12 protein-coding genes are annotated in these 13,161 nt (G+C 44.3%); 6 read left to right on the forward strand and 6 right to left on the reverse strand.

Annotated features, from left to right (window positions below):
- Window positions 1-89: 89 nt before the first annotated feature.
- The 3 genes from H9629_RS08920 to H9629_RS08930 all read right to left on the reverse strand — a co-directional run bounded on the left by H9629_RS08920 (window position 90) and on the right by H9629_RS08930 (window position 3,574).
- Entirely contained in the window at window positions 90-1,061 is a 972-nt protein-coding gene (locus H9629_RS08920; protein WP_191730956.1) for an esterase/lipase family protein, read from the reverse strand.
- Window positions 1,062-1,145: 84 nt separating this feature from the next.
- The gene (locus tag H9629_RS08925) at window positions 1,146-2,156 is read right to left on the reverse strand and encodes an esterase/lipase family protein (RefSeq protein WP_191730957.1); all 1,011 of its coding nucleotides are present in this window, start codon (window positions 2,154-2,156) and stop codon (window positions 1,146-1,148) included.
- 389 nt (window positions 2,157-2,545) lie between these two features.
- On the reverse strand, window positions 2,546-3,574 hold the full coding sequence (locus tag H9629_RS08930; protein ID WP_191730958.1) for a lipase secretion chaperone: 1,029 nt from the start codon (window positions 3,572-3,574) through the stop codon (window positions 2,546-2,548).
- A 170-nt stretch (window positions 3,575-3,744) separates the two neighbouring features.
- On the opposite strand from H9629_RS08930, the gene truB reads away from it, so the two are divergent.
- The 3 genes from truB to H9629_RS08945 all read left to right on the forward strand — a co-directional run bounded on the left by truB (window position 3,745) and on the right by H9629_RS08945 (window position 6,029).
- Window positions 3,745-4,650 (forward strand): tRNA pseudouridine(55) synthase TruB, encoded by a 906-nt coding sequence (gene truB, locus H9629_RS08935; RefSeq protein WP_191730959.1) that lies wholly within the window; start codon window positions 3,745-3,747, stop codon window positions 4,648-4,650.
- A 12-nt stretch (window positions 4,651-4,662) separates the two neighbouring features.
- On the forward strand, window positions 4,663-5,427 hold the full coding sequence (locus tag H9629_RS08940; protein WP_191730960.1) for a sulfite exporter TauE/SafE family protein: 765 nt from the start codon (window positions 4,663-4,665) through the stop codon (window positions 5,425-5,427).
- 134 nt (window positions 5,428-5,561) lie between these two features.
- Complete coding sequence (locus H9629_RS08945; RefSeq protein WP_005248295.1) at window positions 5,562-6,029, forward strand: hemerythrin domain-containing protein; 468 nt, start codon at window positions 5,562-5,564, stop codon at window positions 6,027-6,029.
- 140 nt (window positions 6,030-6,169) lie between these two features.
- Here the strand turns inward: H9629_RS08945 and H9629_RS08950 are convergent, their stop codons facing one another.
- Window positions 6,170-7,048 (reverse strand): EamA family transporter, encoded by an 879-nt coding sequence (locus H9629_RS08950; RefSeq protein WP_191730961.1) that lies wholly within the window; start codon window positions 7,046-7,048, stop codon window positions 6,170-6,172.
- 311 nt (window positions 7,049-7,359) lie between these two features.
- Between H9629_RS08950 and H9629_RS08955 the strand changes: the two genes are divergently transcribed.
- On the forward strand, window positions 7,360-8,505 hold the full coding sequence (locus H9629_RS08955; protein ID WP_191730962.1) for a hypothetical protein: 1,146 nt from the start codon (window positions 7,360-7,362) through the stop codon (window positions 8,503-8,505).
- Between the two features lie 55 nt (window positions 8,506-8,560).
- Here the strand turns inward: H9629_RS08955 and H9629_RS08960 are convergent, their stop codons facing one another.
- Both H9629_RS08960 and serA read right to left on the reverse strand, forming a co-directional pair.
- A complete protein-coding gene (locus H9629_RS08960; RefSeq protein ID WP_191730963.1) occupies window positions 8,561-9,427 on the reverse strand; it encodes an EamA family transporter in 867 nt (288 codons plus the stop codon).
- A 127-nt stretch (window positions 9,428-9,554) separates the two neighbouring features.
- Entirely contained in the window at window positions 9,555-10,787 is a 1,233-nt protein-coding gene (gene serA / locus H9629_RS08965; RefSeq protein ID WP_064094563.1) for a phosphoglycerate dehydrogenase, read from the reverse strand.
- A 354-nt stretch (window positions 10,788-11,141) separates the two neighbouring features.
- On the opposite strand from serA, the gene H9629_RS08970 reads away from it, so the two are divergent.
- Together H9629_RS08970 and H9629_RS08975 are read left to right on the forward strand one after the other, a co-directional pair.
- Window positions 11,142-12,551 carry an FAD-binding oxidoreductase gene (locus H9629_RS08970; RefSeq protein WP_064102426.1) on the forward strand — a complete coding sequence of 470 codons (1,410 nt, stop codon included), beginning with the start codon at window positions 11,142-11,144 and terminating at the stop codon, window positions 12,549-12,551.
- 142 nt (window positions 12,552-12,693) lie between these two features.
- On the forward strand, window positions 12,694-13,071 hold the full coding sequence (locus H9629_RS08975; RefSeq protein WP_144723635.1) for a hypothetical protein: 378 nt from the start codon (window positions 12,694-12,696) through the stop codon (window positions 13,069-13,071).
- The last annotated feature ends 90 nt before the right edge of the window (window positions 13,072-13,161 follow it).

The raw sequence follows: 13,161 nt of genomic DNA on the forward strand, positions 1-13,161 counted from the left end.
GGTTGCCTAAAGTTCCCCTCTGTAGCAGGGACTCAGTTTCCTAAGTTTTTTTAATTAATAAAGATGATCTATTTATAAAGATGAGCGATTTATAAGCCTTGCAGCTTGAGCCGGTTGGCATGTTGGCGATACAGGGCGACCGGATCCTGCACGAAAGGACCCAAAATGCCAAAAAACTGGTTTACTTCATCAAAATGGTTATGGGCATAGTCCTGACGGATGATCTGGCCATAGCGTCCGCTACACAGTGGCAGGGCACCATCATTGGCTTCTCCTTTCAGAAAACTGTTACCTAACGTCACGACTGGAGATTCAATCGCATCCAAGGAATTGGTCGCCTGCCGGTTACCCATCCAGGAATAGTGGTAAATTCCATTGGGTGTAAGTTTGCTGCCCTGAGACTGACAGTTTCGGGGAATAGCAGCGGAACCATATTTCATATTGAAAGCCTGAATCGCCTCTGGATTCATGGCGTGTAGAGCCTCGATCATACTGACCGGATACTGGTTGCCTGTAGCAAGATTCATGCTATAGCCCAGAATTGTCCCGATGGCATGAATAAAAGGTTCAAGCAGAGGTGTCTGGCTGGCATTGACAAAAACCGGTGTGCCTTGCATGGCGCCTGCAATGGCGGTTAAAGAAGCGGCTTTATGCGGTGCAACGCCCTCGATATATTGAATCGTTGGGCCACCTTGGCTATGCCCAATCAGATTGACTTTCTTCTGACCTGTCAGTGCCAGTACTTCATCAATTTGCATCAAGAGCTGTTCGCCACGCAGTTCATTGGATGCAACAGCAGACAATTCAGCAGAAAATACCCGTGCACCATGCCGGCTCAGGTCTTGGGGAATCTGATACCAGTAATCCAGACCGATGCTCTCCGTTCCAATCTGGTTAAAACCCAGACCAAAACCATGCACAAAGACCATCGGATATTTTGTCCTGGCATAACTTGAGAGGACAAAATTGCTTTTATATTGCTGTAATGCCGCGGCTTGCACAGGACCAGTTAATAGGGAAACCAATAGCAAAAAGCTTAAGTACGATATTATTTTTTTCATTGCAGCTTCCCGATCACGGATAGGTCAAATAAAAAATAATCAGAAAAAAGCCTATATCTCAGCTGAAATATAGGCACTCTGGGGTTATAAACCTTCTAATTTGAGCCGGTTGGCATGCTGGCGATAGAGGGCGACCGGATCGGGTGCAAACATACCCTTCAGACCAAACATCATGTTGGCCAGGTCCGTATGATTGAGTTTGTACTGGTCATGAATGACCTTGCCCATAAATGCACTACAGCGTGACACCATGCCATCATTGTCTTTACTGCCATAAGATAAAGGGCCGAGCTGCATCAGAATCGTATCAATATCCAAGGCATTGGTGGCTTGGGCTACACCTGTCCATGAATAATAATGGATTCCTTTACTGTCTTTCTGCTTTAAATTTTTATTGCAGTTTTCTGTGGAGGCCAATACACCATCTTTGACCACCTGCTGCGCCACGGTGGCATTAAAAGTATTTGAACCGGTCTGGGTCAGGGATTTCATGGAAGCATCAAAATCAATTTCCAGTTCAGGTTTAAACTGGCCCAGCGCAATCAATGGACCAATAATATAATCACCTAAAATGTTAAAGGCGGTACGGGTCAGGCGATTATTCTGAATATCATCTGCCACTTTGGAGCCATGGTAGGTTCCTGCAACGCCAGTGATAGACGCAATATACTGCGGCTGGGTCGCTGCAACATACAGCACTGTTGGTCCGCCATGGGAATGGCCAATCAAGTTCAGTTTTTGCTTGCCGGTAATTGCCAGAACCTCTTCAACCTGATGGATCAGTTGTTCCCCGCGATGCATCGTTGTATTTGCCGGTGATAATTGTGCAGCAAACACGGTTGAACCATTACGAGCCATATCTGGCAGAATCTGATACCAGTAATCCAGCCCGATACTATCGGTGCCAATACGTGACCAGCCTAACCAGCCATGCACCATCAGGATCGGATATTTGGTCTTGGCATAGTCGGATCTGCTCTTTTCGATGACTTGGGTTGCACTCGCTGCGGCCTGGGTCTGTGCAGAAAAGCTGAATCCCAGCGTTGTTATTAAAGCTACAGTCATAAACTGTGCTGTCTTACTAAAAGTACGCATAACTGTCCCTTTTTAATTTTATCGTTATTCAAGCAATCATTGCTTTGTATAAAGTGCTGCAAGCCACAAAATCAGAAGATGAAAATACAGTTCTGGCCTTCAGTGGCTGAGCAAATTTTCTTTTTAAAAAGAGGTATTTTTTCATTTCAAAGCGTTTAAACCATGTCATTTCAGGACATGCAGGACAGGAGGTTTTTACATTGTAAGCATATGTTTTATTTACACATGTATTTAAATTGCAAGTGGCTGAAATACAAAAAGCTCGTGCGGGTTATTTTGTGTAATTAGAAATATTTGGAAACAACTCTTAGGAGTTGTTTTTAGCACAACAATTAAGTCTTAAATATTGAGGTCATAAAAAAGCCATCAACAGGTGATGGCTTTTGGATTTAATCCGCGAAGAGTAACTTGGCCCCTTGATCATGGACCTGTTCAAAGGTTTCTGCCCGTAGCTGTTCTTGCGGTGTATTGAAATGCTTGCTACGCAGCTGGGCAATGGCTTGCTTTTTTGCTGTATCGGACATGCCGGACTGAGTAATCTGATCTCGTTCATCTAAATAGCCCGTCACCCGGTTTTTCCAGTCGCTGCGTTCTACATCCAGTTGCTCTAGTCGTTGTGTTGCTTCAGGGCCGACCAGATTAATCCGCATCTGCCGGATTTCATCACGGGAACCGCCACGGGCTTTAATATCTGCGGTGAGTTTGCGCAGATCTTCCAGTTTATTCAGTTGTTCCAGATTTTCCTGCCAGTCCTGCGGGAGCTGCTGAAACAGTGCTTTGAGCTTTTGCGCTTTTTCAGTCTCCGTTAAGCTTTTGTCTGCCAGTACGCTCATCCGGTCCAGGGTATATTCATGATAGGCATCTTCTGTGCCGAACAAGCCCTCAATTTCATACTTGGAAAAGTATTGTTGGCGCAAATTCTGGGTACTGTTATAGATACTGCGATAATAGGCAGGATCTTCCTGATTTAGCCCGGCCGGTGCAGTGAGCTGGCCCAAGCCCTGACGGTACTGGATATAACGATCCCATAAATCCAGAATTTGCGAGAGTGCAGGCTCTTTATGATTCTGGCGAATATAGGCTTTAAAATCCTGTTGGATCTGCTGCAGATTTTTTTCACCGAACTGGGTAATAAAATATTCAAAACAGTTGCGGGTCTGTTCATTCACAATCAGACGGTTGCTGGCGTCTAGCTGCATCTGACAATTAATTTCGGTATCTTGCTGGCTGGCACTTGGGAAAGCTGCATTGGCAGGGCCATTGACCAAGAGTGCGGTTTGCTCTGCCTGAGTTTCGGTTACAGGCGTTTTTGTCCCGGTATCCGCCTGGGTATTTTCTTTTGGGGACAGCCATAAGATCAGCGTGAGGATGCACAACACCAGCAACGCCAGAATGATCCATATTTTATATTTCTGCATATCCTATGCACCTATTTTCTCGTTATTTCATTATTTTTAGATGTTCAAGCTTTTAGATATTCAAGCCGGCTCAATATGCCATAAAAATCATTAGAGACTATAGAAAAGTTGTAAATCCTCTCGCAGGGTTTTACCATGGCGCCAATTTATAAAATGTCTGATTTTTTGCCATGAAAGCATCATCTCCTAAAATTCAGCGTCGTCATCTTAGTGGTGTCTTCCTGCTTAACAAGCCTTTGGGTATCAGCTCTAATGCCGCATTGCAAAGAGTCCGCTGGTTGTACCGTGCACAAAAAGCCGGCCATACCGGTGCGCTGGATCCGCTGGCATCCGGTTTATTGCCCGTGTGTTTGGGGGAGGCGACCAAGTTTTCGCATTATTTATTAGATTCGGTCAAGCGTTATCAGACGACCGTATTTTTGGGACATAGCACCACCACGGGTGATGTGGAAGGCGAGGTGCTTCTGGAAAAAGCGGTTCCTGAACTCTCGGAAGCCTTGATTCAGGACACATTCGCACAGTTTATCGGGGATATCCAGCAAGTACCGCCGATGTATTCTGCCTTGAAAAAAGAAGGCCGTCCTTTATACGAACTGGCGCGCAAAGGTATCGAGATTGAGCGTGAAGCACGTCCGATTACCATTTTAGCGATTGAACTTTTATCCTTTACGGAGAACAGTATCACGCTGGATATTACCTGCTCTAAAGGCACTTATATCCGGGTATTGGGTGAAGATATTGCCAAAGCGCTGGGAACTTATGGCCATCTGACTTATCTGCATCGCATTAAGACCGGTCATTTTGATTTGATCCCAAATTATACCATCGAATATCTGGAAAGCCTGAGCGAAGCAGAGCGTGATGCACTGTTGTTGCCGGCCTATGCACCGGTTGATCATTTTCCAAAAGTTCAGGTACCCGAAGGTCGTGCAGAATATTTTAGCCGCGGCATGGAAAGCAATATTGAACATGAAGCAGCTGAACAGGTGCTGGTTTTTGATGGCGAGAAATGTCTGGGGCTGGCAGAAATTACCGACAAAAAACGTCTGGTACCCAAACGCGTCCTGAACCTCTAATCGAGTCAATATATGGAAATTGAGATCATCATCAGTCTGGTTGTCTTTGCATTTTTTGCAGGGGCGATTGATGCTGCCGTGGGCGGTGGTGGTCTGATCCAGATCCCGGCAATTATGGGGAGTTTACCGCATTTACAGCCTGCTACGGTCTTTGGCACCAATAAACTCGCGTCCATTTGTGGCACCGCTTCTGCGGCATTTTCCTATCTGCGTCAGGTAAAACTGCCCTGGTTGCTCTTGGGCGTGATTGCACTGTGTAGTTTTATCAGTTCTTTTATTGGTGCAGCCAGCGTTACGCTAATTCCAGTCGAGATTCTTAAGCCTTTTGTGCTGGTCATGTTGATCGTGATCGCAATCTATACCTTAATGAAAAAACAGTTTGGCCAGGTGCATACCGAACAAAAACTGAATCGGAAAATGTTGATTCTGGCCGCTTTGGGCAGTCTGGCGATAGGCTTTTATGATGGTATCTTTGGTCCAGGCACCGGCAGTTTCTTTATTTTCTTTTTTATTCGCTATTTAAGCGTCGACTTCCTGCATGCGTCGGCCTTATCGAAAATTGCCAATTTCACCACCAACCTGGCCGCCTTAAGCTTTTTTATTCCCAGTGGCAATGTGCTGTTTATGATCGGGGCAATGATGGCGGTAGCCAATATTTGTGGTTCCTTGGTCGGGGTGCGTTTGGCATTTAAATATGGCAGTGGCTTTATCCGGATTTTATTCCTGATTCTGGTCAGTCTGCTGATTTTCCGGATGGCATACCAGATGTTTTTTTAGATCTAAACCCGATGTAAATCATTCTCGATATTAAAATTTCTTAACAAATCACTGTATAAACTGCGTCTAAAACTGTTCTGAAAATCTTCTAGAATCAATGATATGAAAAATAAAACAATTGGAGAAATATCGGAATGACGACTATTTTTGAAGCATTAAGAGAGAGTCATGAGATTCAGCGTGATCTTGCAGAAAAACTATTACAGACTTCCGGGGATACACCAGAACGCCGCGAGCTGTTTAAGCAACTGAAAAATGAATTATTTGCCCATGAAGCTGCGGAAGACCGTTATTTTTATATTCCCTTGATGATGACTGATTCGGGCCTGAATATTACCCGCCATGCCTTGGCCGAACATCATGAAATGGATGAAATGATCGAGGAATTAACTGCAACTGAATTGAGTAATCCGGGCTGGATTGCCATGGCCAAAAAACTTTCCGAAAAGGTGCATCATCACTTAAAAGAAGAGGAACATGGTTTCTTCCAGCAGGCCGGTAAAATTCTGGATGAAAAGCAGAAGACTGCTTTAGCAGTGCAGTACCAGAATGAATACCAGCGTTATAAAGACATGAAAAAAGATATGCTGGTACAAAGCTAAGCTTTAAATTCAAGTCGAATAAATAAAAAAGATGGCAGTAGTACCATCTTTTTTATGCCTTCTATATTTTTCTTTCAAAGCAAGTAAAAACACAGAATGGATAGAATATTTAATTAGTTTTTCAAATTCCAATAAGCCTTTTAGGTATTCTTTTCTGCCGATCCTTGACGGGCGGCACGTACCGTCACGCCGACTGATGCCAGCATGATACAGATCAGTGCCACGGTCTGAAGAAGCGTAATTTTTTCGCCTAATAGTACAAAACCGGCCAGTGCGGCCAAAGCCGGAGACAGGCTGGACAAGGTACCATAGCTGGTTTTATTCAAATGCTGAAGTGCCTTTAAATCCAGAGCATAAGGAATGGCTGTTGCCAGTACAGCAATGCTAATTGCCTTGCCCCAGTACTGGGTGTCTATCAAGGCAGGAGCATTGTTATACAGTCCGATCGGTAACAGGCATAAGGCTGAAATACTGATCGCAATAGTCAGTGCATGCATGCCGATATTTTGCTGCACCACACGTTGGCCAAAGAAAATATACAATGCCCAGCATAAACCCGCACCTAAAGCACAGGCGGCGCCGAGCAGGTCGAAATTACTGCTATTGGCCTGTCCCCATGGCACCATCAGTACAATACCCAGCATTGCCAGCATTACCCAGACATAATCTTTGCGGTTTTGAATCGAAATAAGAGCCAAGCCGAGCGGACCAATAAATTCTAGCCCTACCGCAATCCCTTGGGGGAGTTTGCCCAGCGACATATAGAACAGGATATTCATTACGCCTAAAGCGGCGCTATAGCAGAGTAAATCCCGCCATTTCAAAAAAGGCAAACGCTGAATGATTTTCCAGGAATGAAACATCACGCCGACAATGATCGCTGCAAAACAGAGTCTTAAAATGGTCACTGTGATAGGGTCAAGGACCAGAAAAAGTTGCTTGGCGAAGGATGCACTGATCTGGTACGAGGTCATGGATAAAACCATGTACAACACAGCAAGGAGTTGGGCGTTTGGCATGGGAGTTACTTACACCAGAAAGGTGTAATCGGGACATGGAAGAAAGCGGGATTATAGCAAAATGGTTAATTTTTGATGAGTAGGGCAGAGCAATATTTTATCAGGGTCCAGTAATATCTGGACTCAATCCATCCGGGTTTTTGGCTTGATCAAATCCATGAGGATCAGCTTTTCAAAATTGAAGCGAGCTGAGGTGTGATTACAAATTAATCAATTTTTAATTTGATCTTATTTTTATATTTATTAAAATGTCTTAGATCCCGATTCGGGATGGCATTAAAATAACAATGAAAATAATAAGGTAGATAATAATGAAATTAAGAATACTTTCCTGCGCCATTTTAAGCTGTATGCTTGCAGCATGTGGAGGCTCTGATAATTCTGATAATAATACACCAGCTCCTAGCCCACCGGCTCCGACCAATCCTAGTAATCCGAATAATCCTACTCCGGGTGATGGCGCATCAGACACGGTTTCGGAATTCTATAACTACCAGTTCAACCTGCCGAATGCTGAAGCCCCAGAGATGGAGTCGAAAAAACTTCTATTGGCCAGTCATAAAAATAAAATTACTGACGGCATATTATATGCGGATGATAACAGTGCCGTGGATACTGAATATGATGTTGAAGATGACATGGTCTTTCCGACTTATGTCACAGACAAAGGTGTATTCCCTGCAGATCAGAACCGTACAGCCTTAGGTTACAAGCTGGAAAAAGTACTGGAAAATACGACAACTCAATTCAAGAGCCGTCCTGTAACCATACCGGAGAACAACATCAGTAATCATCGTCACATAGCATGGTACGATCTGTCAGGCAAAGCATTAACTGAGCGTACCAATATTGCTGGGGTGAAAATGTATGAGGATACTGAGACCAGAACCTTGTTTAACAGTGATAGCGCCACAGCAGCTGACCGCAAGTATTATAATGCCTTTGCGACCAATTTTATTGATTTGCAGAAGGCCCGCAAGTTCCCGAATGGGTCTAAATGTTTCCGTCTTCTGGCTGAACACCCTGAAGAAGAATATATTGAATTTAACCCGGTAGAAAAAACTCGCTATACCACACTGGCTGAATGGCAGGCACAAGCCTCTGTCCAGGAGATGGCAAAAACTATTCTAGATGGCACCATGGCTGGCTTGAAATATAAAAAGGCAGAATATAAAGATGCTGCCAAGCAATATTACAAATATTTCGGTGCGATCGAATATCAGGGAGGAATTTATGATAGTGCCTTCTCGGAACATGGGGAACATATTGATCATGACGATTATATTGCCCAATCAAGACAGGTTGCCTTGGACAGATTAAAGGCAGAAGATGCAAGCTCTTTAATGATCAAATGGACAGAATACAGTTATGATCAGCTCGCTTCTGCTTGTGATGGCTACAATGTTGCAGCAGCCAATGCACTGAATACGGCTATTAAAGACGCCACACCACGTTAAAATCATTTTAATACAGCTATCTTAAATAAAGGCGCTCTAGCGCCTTTATTTTTATTCAGGTTTTTTGTCTTTGAGTCGTGACCGTGCAGCCAATTGAAGCGCTAATAATGGTAGCCAGTGCCAGCCATTGGGTCCATAATAAGGTTTCACCCAGGAATACGAAACCGGAAAGCGCTGCAACTGCAGGTTCCAGACTCATCAAGGTCCCAAAACTCAAGGCAGTTAAATTTCGCAGGGCAACCATTTCCAGCGTAAAAGGCAGGGCACTGGCCAGCACAGCCAAAGCGACAAAATACAGCAAGCTCATCGGTTCAAAAGTATGTGCTGGCATTCCTGTAAAGAGTGCAATTGGCATCAGTACCAGCATGCCGAAAAACATGCCCAGACACACCGTATGATTGCCGGAAACCCCAGAAGGCTTCTGTCCAGCGACGATATACAGTGCCCAGCAGGCACCTGCACCCAAGGCAAATAGAATTCCGATCGGATCAAGCTGTTGCGTGGCCTGATTAAAAGGAAACAGCAGCACCAGTCCCAGAATTGCCATTCCAACCCAGACAAAGTCAAACTTTTGCCGGGCGTGGAACAGGGCAACACTTAAGGGGCCAATAAATTCAAAAGAAACTGCAATTCCGAGAGGCAGGCGATCAATCGCCAGATAGAACAGCATATTCATACCAGCCAGAGCTAGCCCATAGCTGATAATCGCTGACCATTTCACCTGTTTGAAGTTAATTTGCCAGATTTTAAAAATCAGTGCCAAAATCAATGCACCGATGAGCAGGCGCATGGCTGAAACGGTCAGAATGGGAAACTGGTCGAACAGATACTTGGCAAAGGAACCACTACTTTGCATACTGATCATGGCGATTAGCAAAATCAGCGGCGCTTGCACCACTGGTGCAATTTTAAAATTTGGCATGACTAAATTTGTTTCGATGACTCGAAGAGCGGGAGCGCAGCAAACGCTGGATCAGGCTTAAACCTAAAAACCTTGAAGCAATAAAAAAAGCCACAGCTCGAAGACTGTGGCTTTTTTAAAATCTGAATTAGAACAATACGCGTACGCGAATTGTGCCCTCAACGTTGTGAAGCGTTTCCAGTGCTTCCTGAGATGCAGTCGCATCGACATCCATGACCAGGTAACCCACATCGCCTTTAGTCATCAGAGACTGACCAGAAATGTTGATGCCGTGTTCAGCAAACAGGTTGTTGATCTTGGACAAGACGCCTGGAATGTTTTTGTGGATGTGAAGAAGACGGTGTTTGCCCTCAGTCAATGGAAGCGCAATTTCCGGGAAGTTCACAGCAGAAAGAGTCATGCCTTTATCTGAGTAAGCAACAAATTTCTCAGCCACTTCCAGACCGATGTTCGCCTGAGCTTCCATGGTAGAACCACCCACGTGTGGAGTCAGAATCACGTTTGGCAGGTTACGTAGTGGAGAAACGAATTCTTCACCATTTGCTTTTGGCTCTTTCGGGAAGACGTCTACGGCAGCACCTGCAATGTGACCAGACTTGATCGCATCTGCCAGATCTTCAATTACGACACATGTACCACGTGCCGCATTCAGGAAGATTGAACCTTCTTTCATTTGCGCAAACTGTTCTTTGCCAAAGAAATTACGGGTAGATGGCAGATCCGGAACGTGTAGAGTAACCACGTCTGCATTGGCAAGTAATTCGCCCATAGAGCCGACTTGACGTGCATTACCTAAAGGTAATTTGGTCACCGCATCATAATAGATTACTTTCATGCCCAGACTTTCAGCCAGTACAGAAAGTTGTGAACCGATTGAACCGTAACCTACGATACCTAAAGTTTTACCACGTGTTTCGAATGAACCGACAGCCGATTTGTTCCAGCCACCTGCATGTGTATCTGTTGATTTTTCAGGTACACGGCGCAGAAGAAGAATAGTTTCTGCCAATACCAGTTCAGCAACTGAACGTGTATTTGAATACGGTGCATTAAATACCGGAATACCGCGACGCATTGCAGCATCAAGATTGACCTGATTGGTACCGATACAGAAGCAGCCTACTGCAATCAGTTTGTTCGCGGCTTCAAATACTTCTTCAGTCAATTGAGTACGGGAACGAATACCGACAAAGTGTGCATCTTTAATCGCTTCTTTCAGTGCTTCGCCTTCGAGCGCTGTTTTGCGATAGTCGATGTTGGTATATCCAGCTGCATTCAATGTATCGATTGCGTTCTGGTGAACGCCTTCTAGCAATAGAAAACGGATTTTATCTTTAGGTAGAGAAAGATGTTGGCTCATTACGGCTCCGCTACAAAGGCCAAATTTAGTCGCGGTATGATAGCACAGGAATGGGGCGGTTATACATTTCCTTGATGGCTACAATATCAGCTATTTTTGCAAGTGATAGTAGTGAAAATGATAGAACTGGTTGAATTAAACCATCATTTTCAAAGGTATATTATCAAAATTGTCATTTTTTCAGGGAAACGCCAAAAAATAGCTTATAATATTGCGCCATGCTGTTTAAGCTCCCATTTTTGGTGCTTTAATCAGCATGTTTCGCCTGATTTGTATCCATGTTTTTATGCATAAAAAATGTGCAAATGAACCAGCGAAGTCTTTCTTGTTTAAATCATGCTAGGTCTGCAAACGATGAATGCTCCAGTCGCTTTAACCCCTGAGTTATTGACCCAATTGACTGCAATTGTGGGTGAAAACCGTATTAAAACCGATACGGATAGCCTCCAGAATTGGGGTCGCGATCATACCAAGCACTTTGATCCAAACCCGTCAGTCGTTGTTTTTCCATCCTCAACGGAACAGGTCCAAGACATCGTAAAACTGGCCAACCAGTTCAATGTTGCAGTGACACCATCGGGTGGCCGTACCGGTCTTTCCGCAGGTGCAGTTGCAGCCAACGGCGAGATCGTGGTGAGCATGGACAAGATGAACCAGATTCTGGAATTTTTCCCGGCAGACCGTATGGTACGCGTGCAGGCAGGTGTGGTGACTGAACAGTTGCAGAACTATGCTGAAGAACAGGGCATGTACTATCCTGTTGACTTTGCTTCAGCAGGTTCATCACAAATCGGCGGAAATATCGGGACCAATGCTGGCGGCATTAAAGTAATTAAATACGGCATGACCCGTAACTGGGTACTCGGCCTGACTGTGGTAACCGGTAAAGGTGACATCCTTCGCTTGAACAAGGGCATGATCAAGAATGCAACCGGTTACGCACTTCAACACTTATTCATCGGTGGTGAAGGCACGCTGGGTCTAGTAACTGAAGCTGAAATTAAATTAGAGCGTCAACCACAAGACCTGCAAGTGATGGTTCTGGGTGTACCTGATTTTGATGCAATCATGCCGTTATTGCATGCCTTCCAGGCGAAAATTGATTTAACCGCATTCGAGTTCTTTGGTGAACTGGCGATGCAAAAAGTCTTGGCCAATGGCCATGTACAGCGTCCATTTGAAACCGAATGTCCATTCTACGTGTTGCTTGAGTTTGAAGCGCCGTTTGAACCGATTATGGACAAGGCGATGGAAATCTTCGAGCACTGTATGGAACAGGGCTGGGTACTGGACGGCGTGATGAGCCAAAGCCTTGATCAAGTAGAAAGCTTATGGCGTTTACGCGAAGATATTTCAGAATCTATTGCGCCGTTCATTCCATATAAAAATGACATTTCAGTTCTGATCACGCACGTTCCTGCATTCATTAAAGAAATCGATGCGATTGTGAGCGAGAACTATCCTGATTTTGAAATCTGCTGGTTCGGTCATATTGGTGACGGTAACCTGCACTTGAATATCCTGAAACCTGAAAACTTAAGCAAAGATGAATTCTTTGCCAAATGTCAGGTCGTGAACAAGTATGTCTTTGATACTGTGAAAAAATATGACGGTTCAATTTCTGCGGAACATGGTGTAGGTATGACCAAGAAGCCATATCTTGAATATTCGCGTTCTGCGGAAGAGATTGAATATATGAAAGCCCTGAAAAAAGTCTTTGATCCAAAGGGCATCATGAACCCGGGTAAACTTTTCGATCTTTAATTGTTCGAAATTAAAAAAAAGCGCATCGAAAGGTGCGCTTTTTTATTGCTGTGTAAATACAGTTACAGAGTCTAAATAGTCTTCGATTCAAAAGCTCGGCATGATGTGGTGGAATAATAATGACAATTTGGGGTTAAACAATATGTTACGGATATTGGCAGTCATAACTTTAGCTTTCGGTGTGATGGGGTCGGGTTGTACCACCACGCAACAGGTCATTGCAAAAGTACAGTCATCTTCAGATACGCCCTTGGAACAGGTTTTGAAACTGAGACCGGATTTGCGTAAGGAACTGGCGACGGTTGAATTGCGCCAGTTCTTCAATAAGGCGGAGACACCTACCATTGGGCAGGTCAAAGTAACTGAAACCCGTTTAAAGGACGATTCAGTGCGTTCAGTCCAGACCATTTACTATTTTAGCCGTAAAAACGGGAGCTGGAAGCTGGATAATACTGACAGGTCCTATCGTTGCATGCGTGGGGCAAATACCAAAACTTTCCAGAAAGCGGTCTGTCCATAATAGTGTTTGATCTTTAGACAGATTTTGGTTAAAAGCGTATCTAAGTGATGCGCTTTTTTGTTTTGGAAGATTATCTCTACGATCAATTAT

Source organism: Acinetobacter pecorum (assembly GCF_014837015.1).
GTDB classification, from domain to species: Bacteria; Pseudomonadota; Gammaproteobacteria; order Pseudomonadales; family Moraxellaceae; genus Acinetobacter; species Acinetobacter pecorum.

Bases quoted from the DNA above. Each gene is read 5' to 3' on its own strand.
- H9629_RS08920 (WP_191730956.1), bottom strand. From the start codon at position 1,061: ATGAAAAAAATAATATCGTACTTAAGCTTTTTGCTATTGGTTTCCCTA.
- H9629_RS08925 (WP_191730957.1), bottom strand. From the start codon at position 2,156: ATGCGTACTTTTAGTAAGACAGCACAGTTTATGACTGTAGCTTTAATA.
- H9629_RS08930 (WP_191730958.1), bottom strand. From the start codon at position 3,574: ATGCAGAAATATAAAATATGGATCATTCTGGCGTTGCTGGTGTTGTGC.
- truB (WP_191730959.1), top strand. From the start codon at position 3,745: ATGAAAGCATCATCTCCTAAAATTCAGCGTCGTCATCTTAGTGGTGTC.
- H9629_RS08940 (WP_191730960.1), top strand. From the start codon at position 4,663: ATGGAAATTGAGATCATCATCAGTCTGGTTGTCTTTGCATTTTTTGCA.
- H9629_RS08945 (WP_005248295.1), top strand. From the start codon at position 5,562: ATGACGACTATTTTTGAAGCATTAAGAGAGAGTCATGAGATTCAGCGT.
- H9629_RS08950 (WP_191730961.1), bottom strand. From the start codon at position 7,048: ATGCCAAACGCCCAACTCCTTGCTGTGTTGTACATGGTTTTATCCATG.
- H9629_RS08955 (WP_191730962.1), top strand. From the start codon at position 7,360: ATGAAATTAAGAATACTTTCCTGCGCCATTTTAAGCTGTATGCTTGCA.
- H9629_RS08960 (WP_191730963.1), bottom strand. From the start codon at position 9,427: ATGCCAAATTTTAAAATTGCACCAGTGGTGCAAGCGCCGCTGATTTTG.
- serA (WP_064094563.1), bottom strand. From the start codon at position 10,787: ATGAGCCAACATCTTTCTCTACCTAAAGATAAAATCCGTTTTCTATTG.
- H9629_RS08970 (WP_064102426.1), top strand. From the start codon at position 11,142: ATGAATGCTCCAGTCGCTTTAACCCCTGAGTTATTGACCCAATTGACT.
- H9629_RS08975 (WP_144723635.1), top strand. From the start codon at position 12,694: ATGTTACGGATATTGGCAGTCATAACTTTAGCTTTCGGTGTGATGGGG.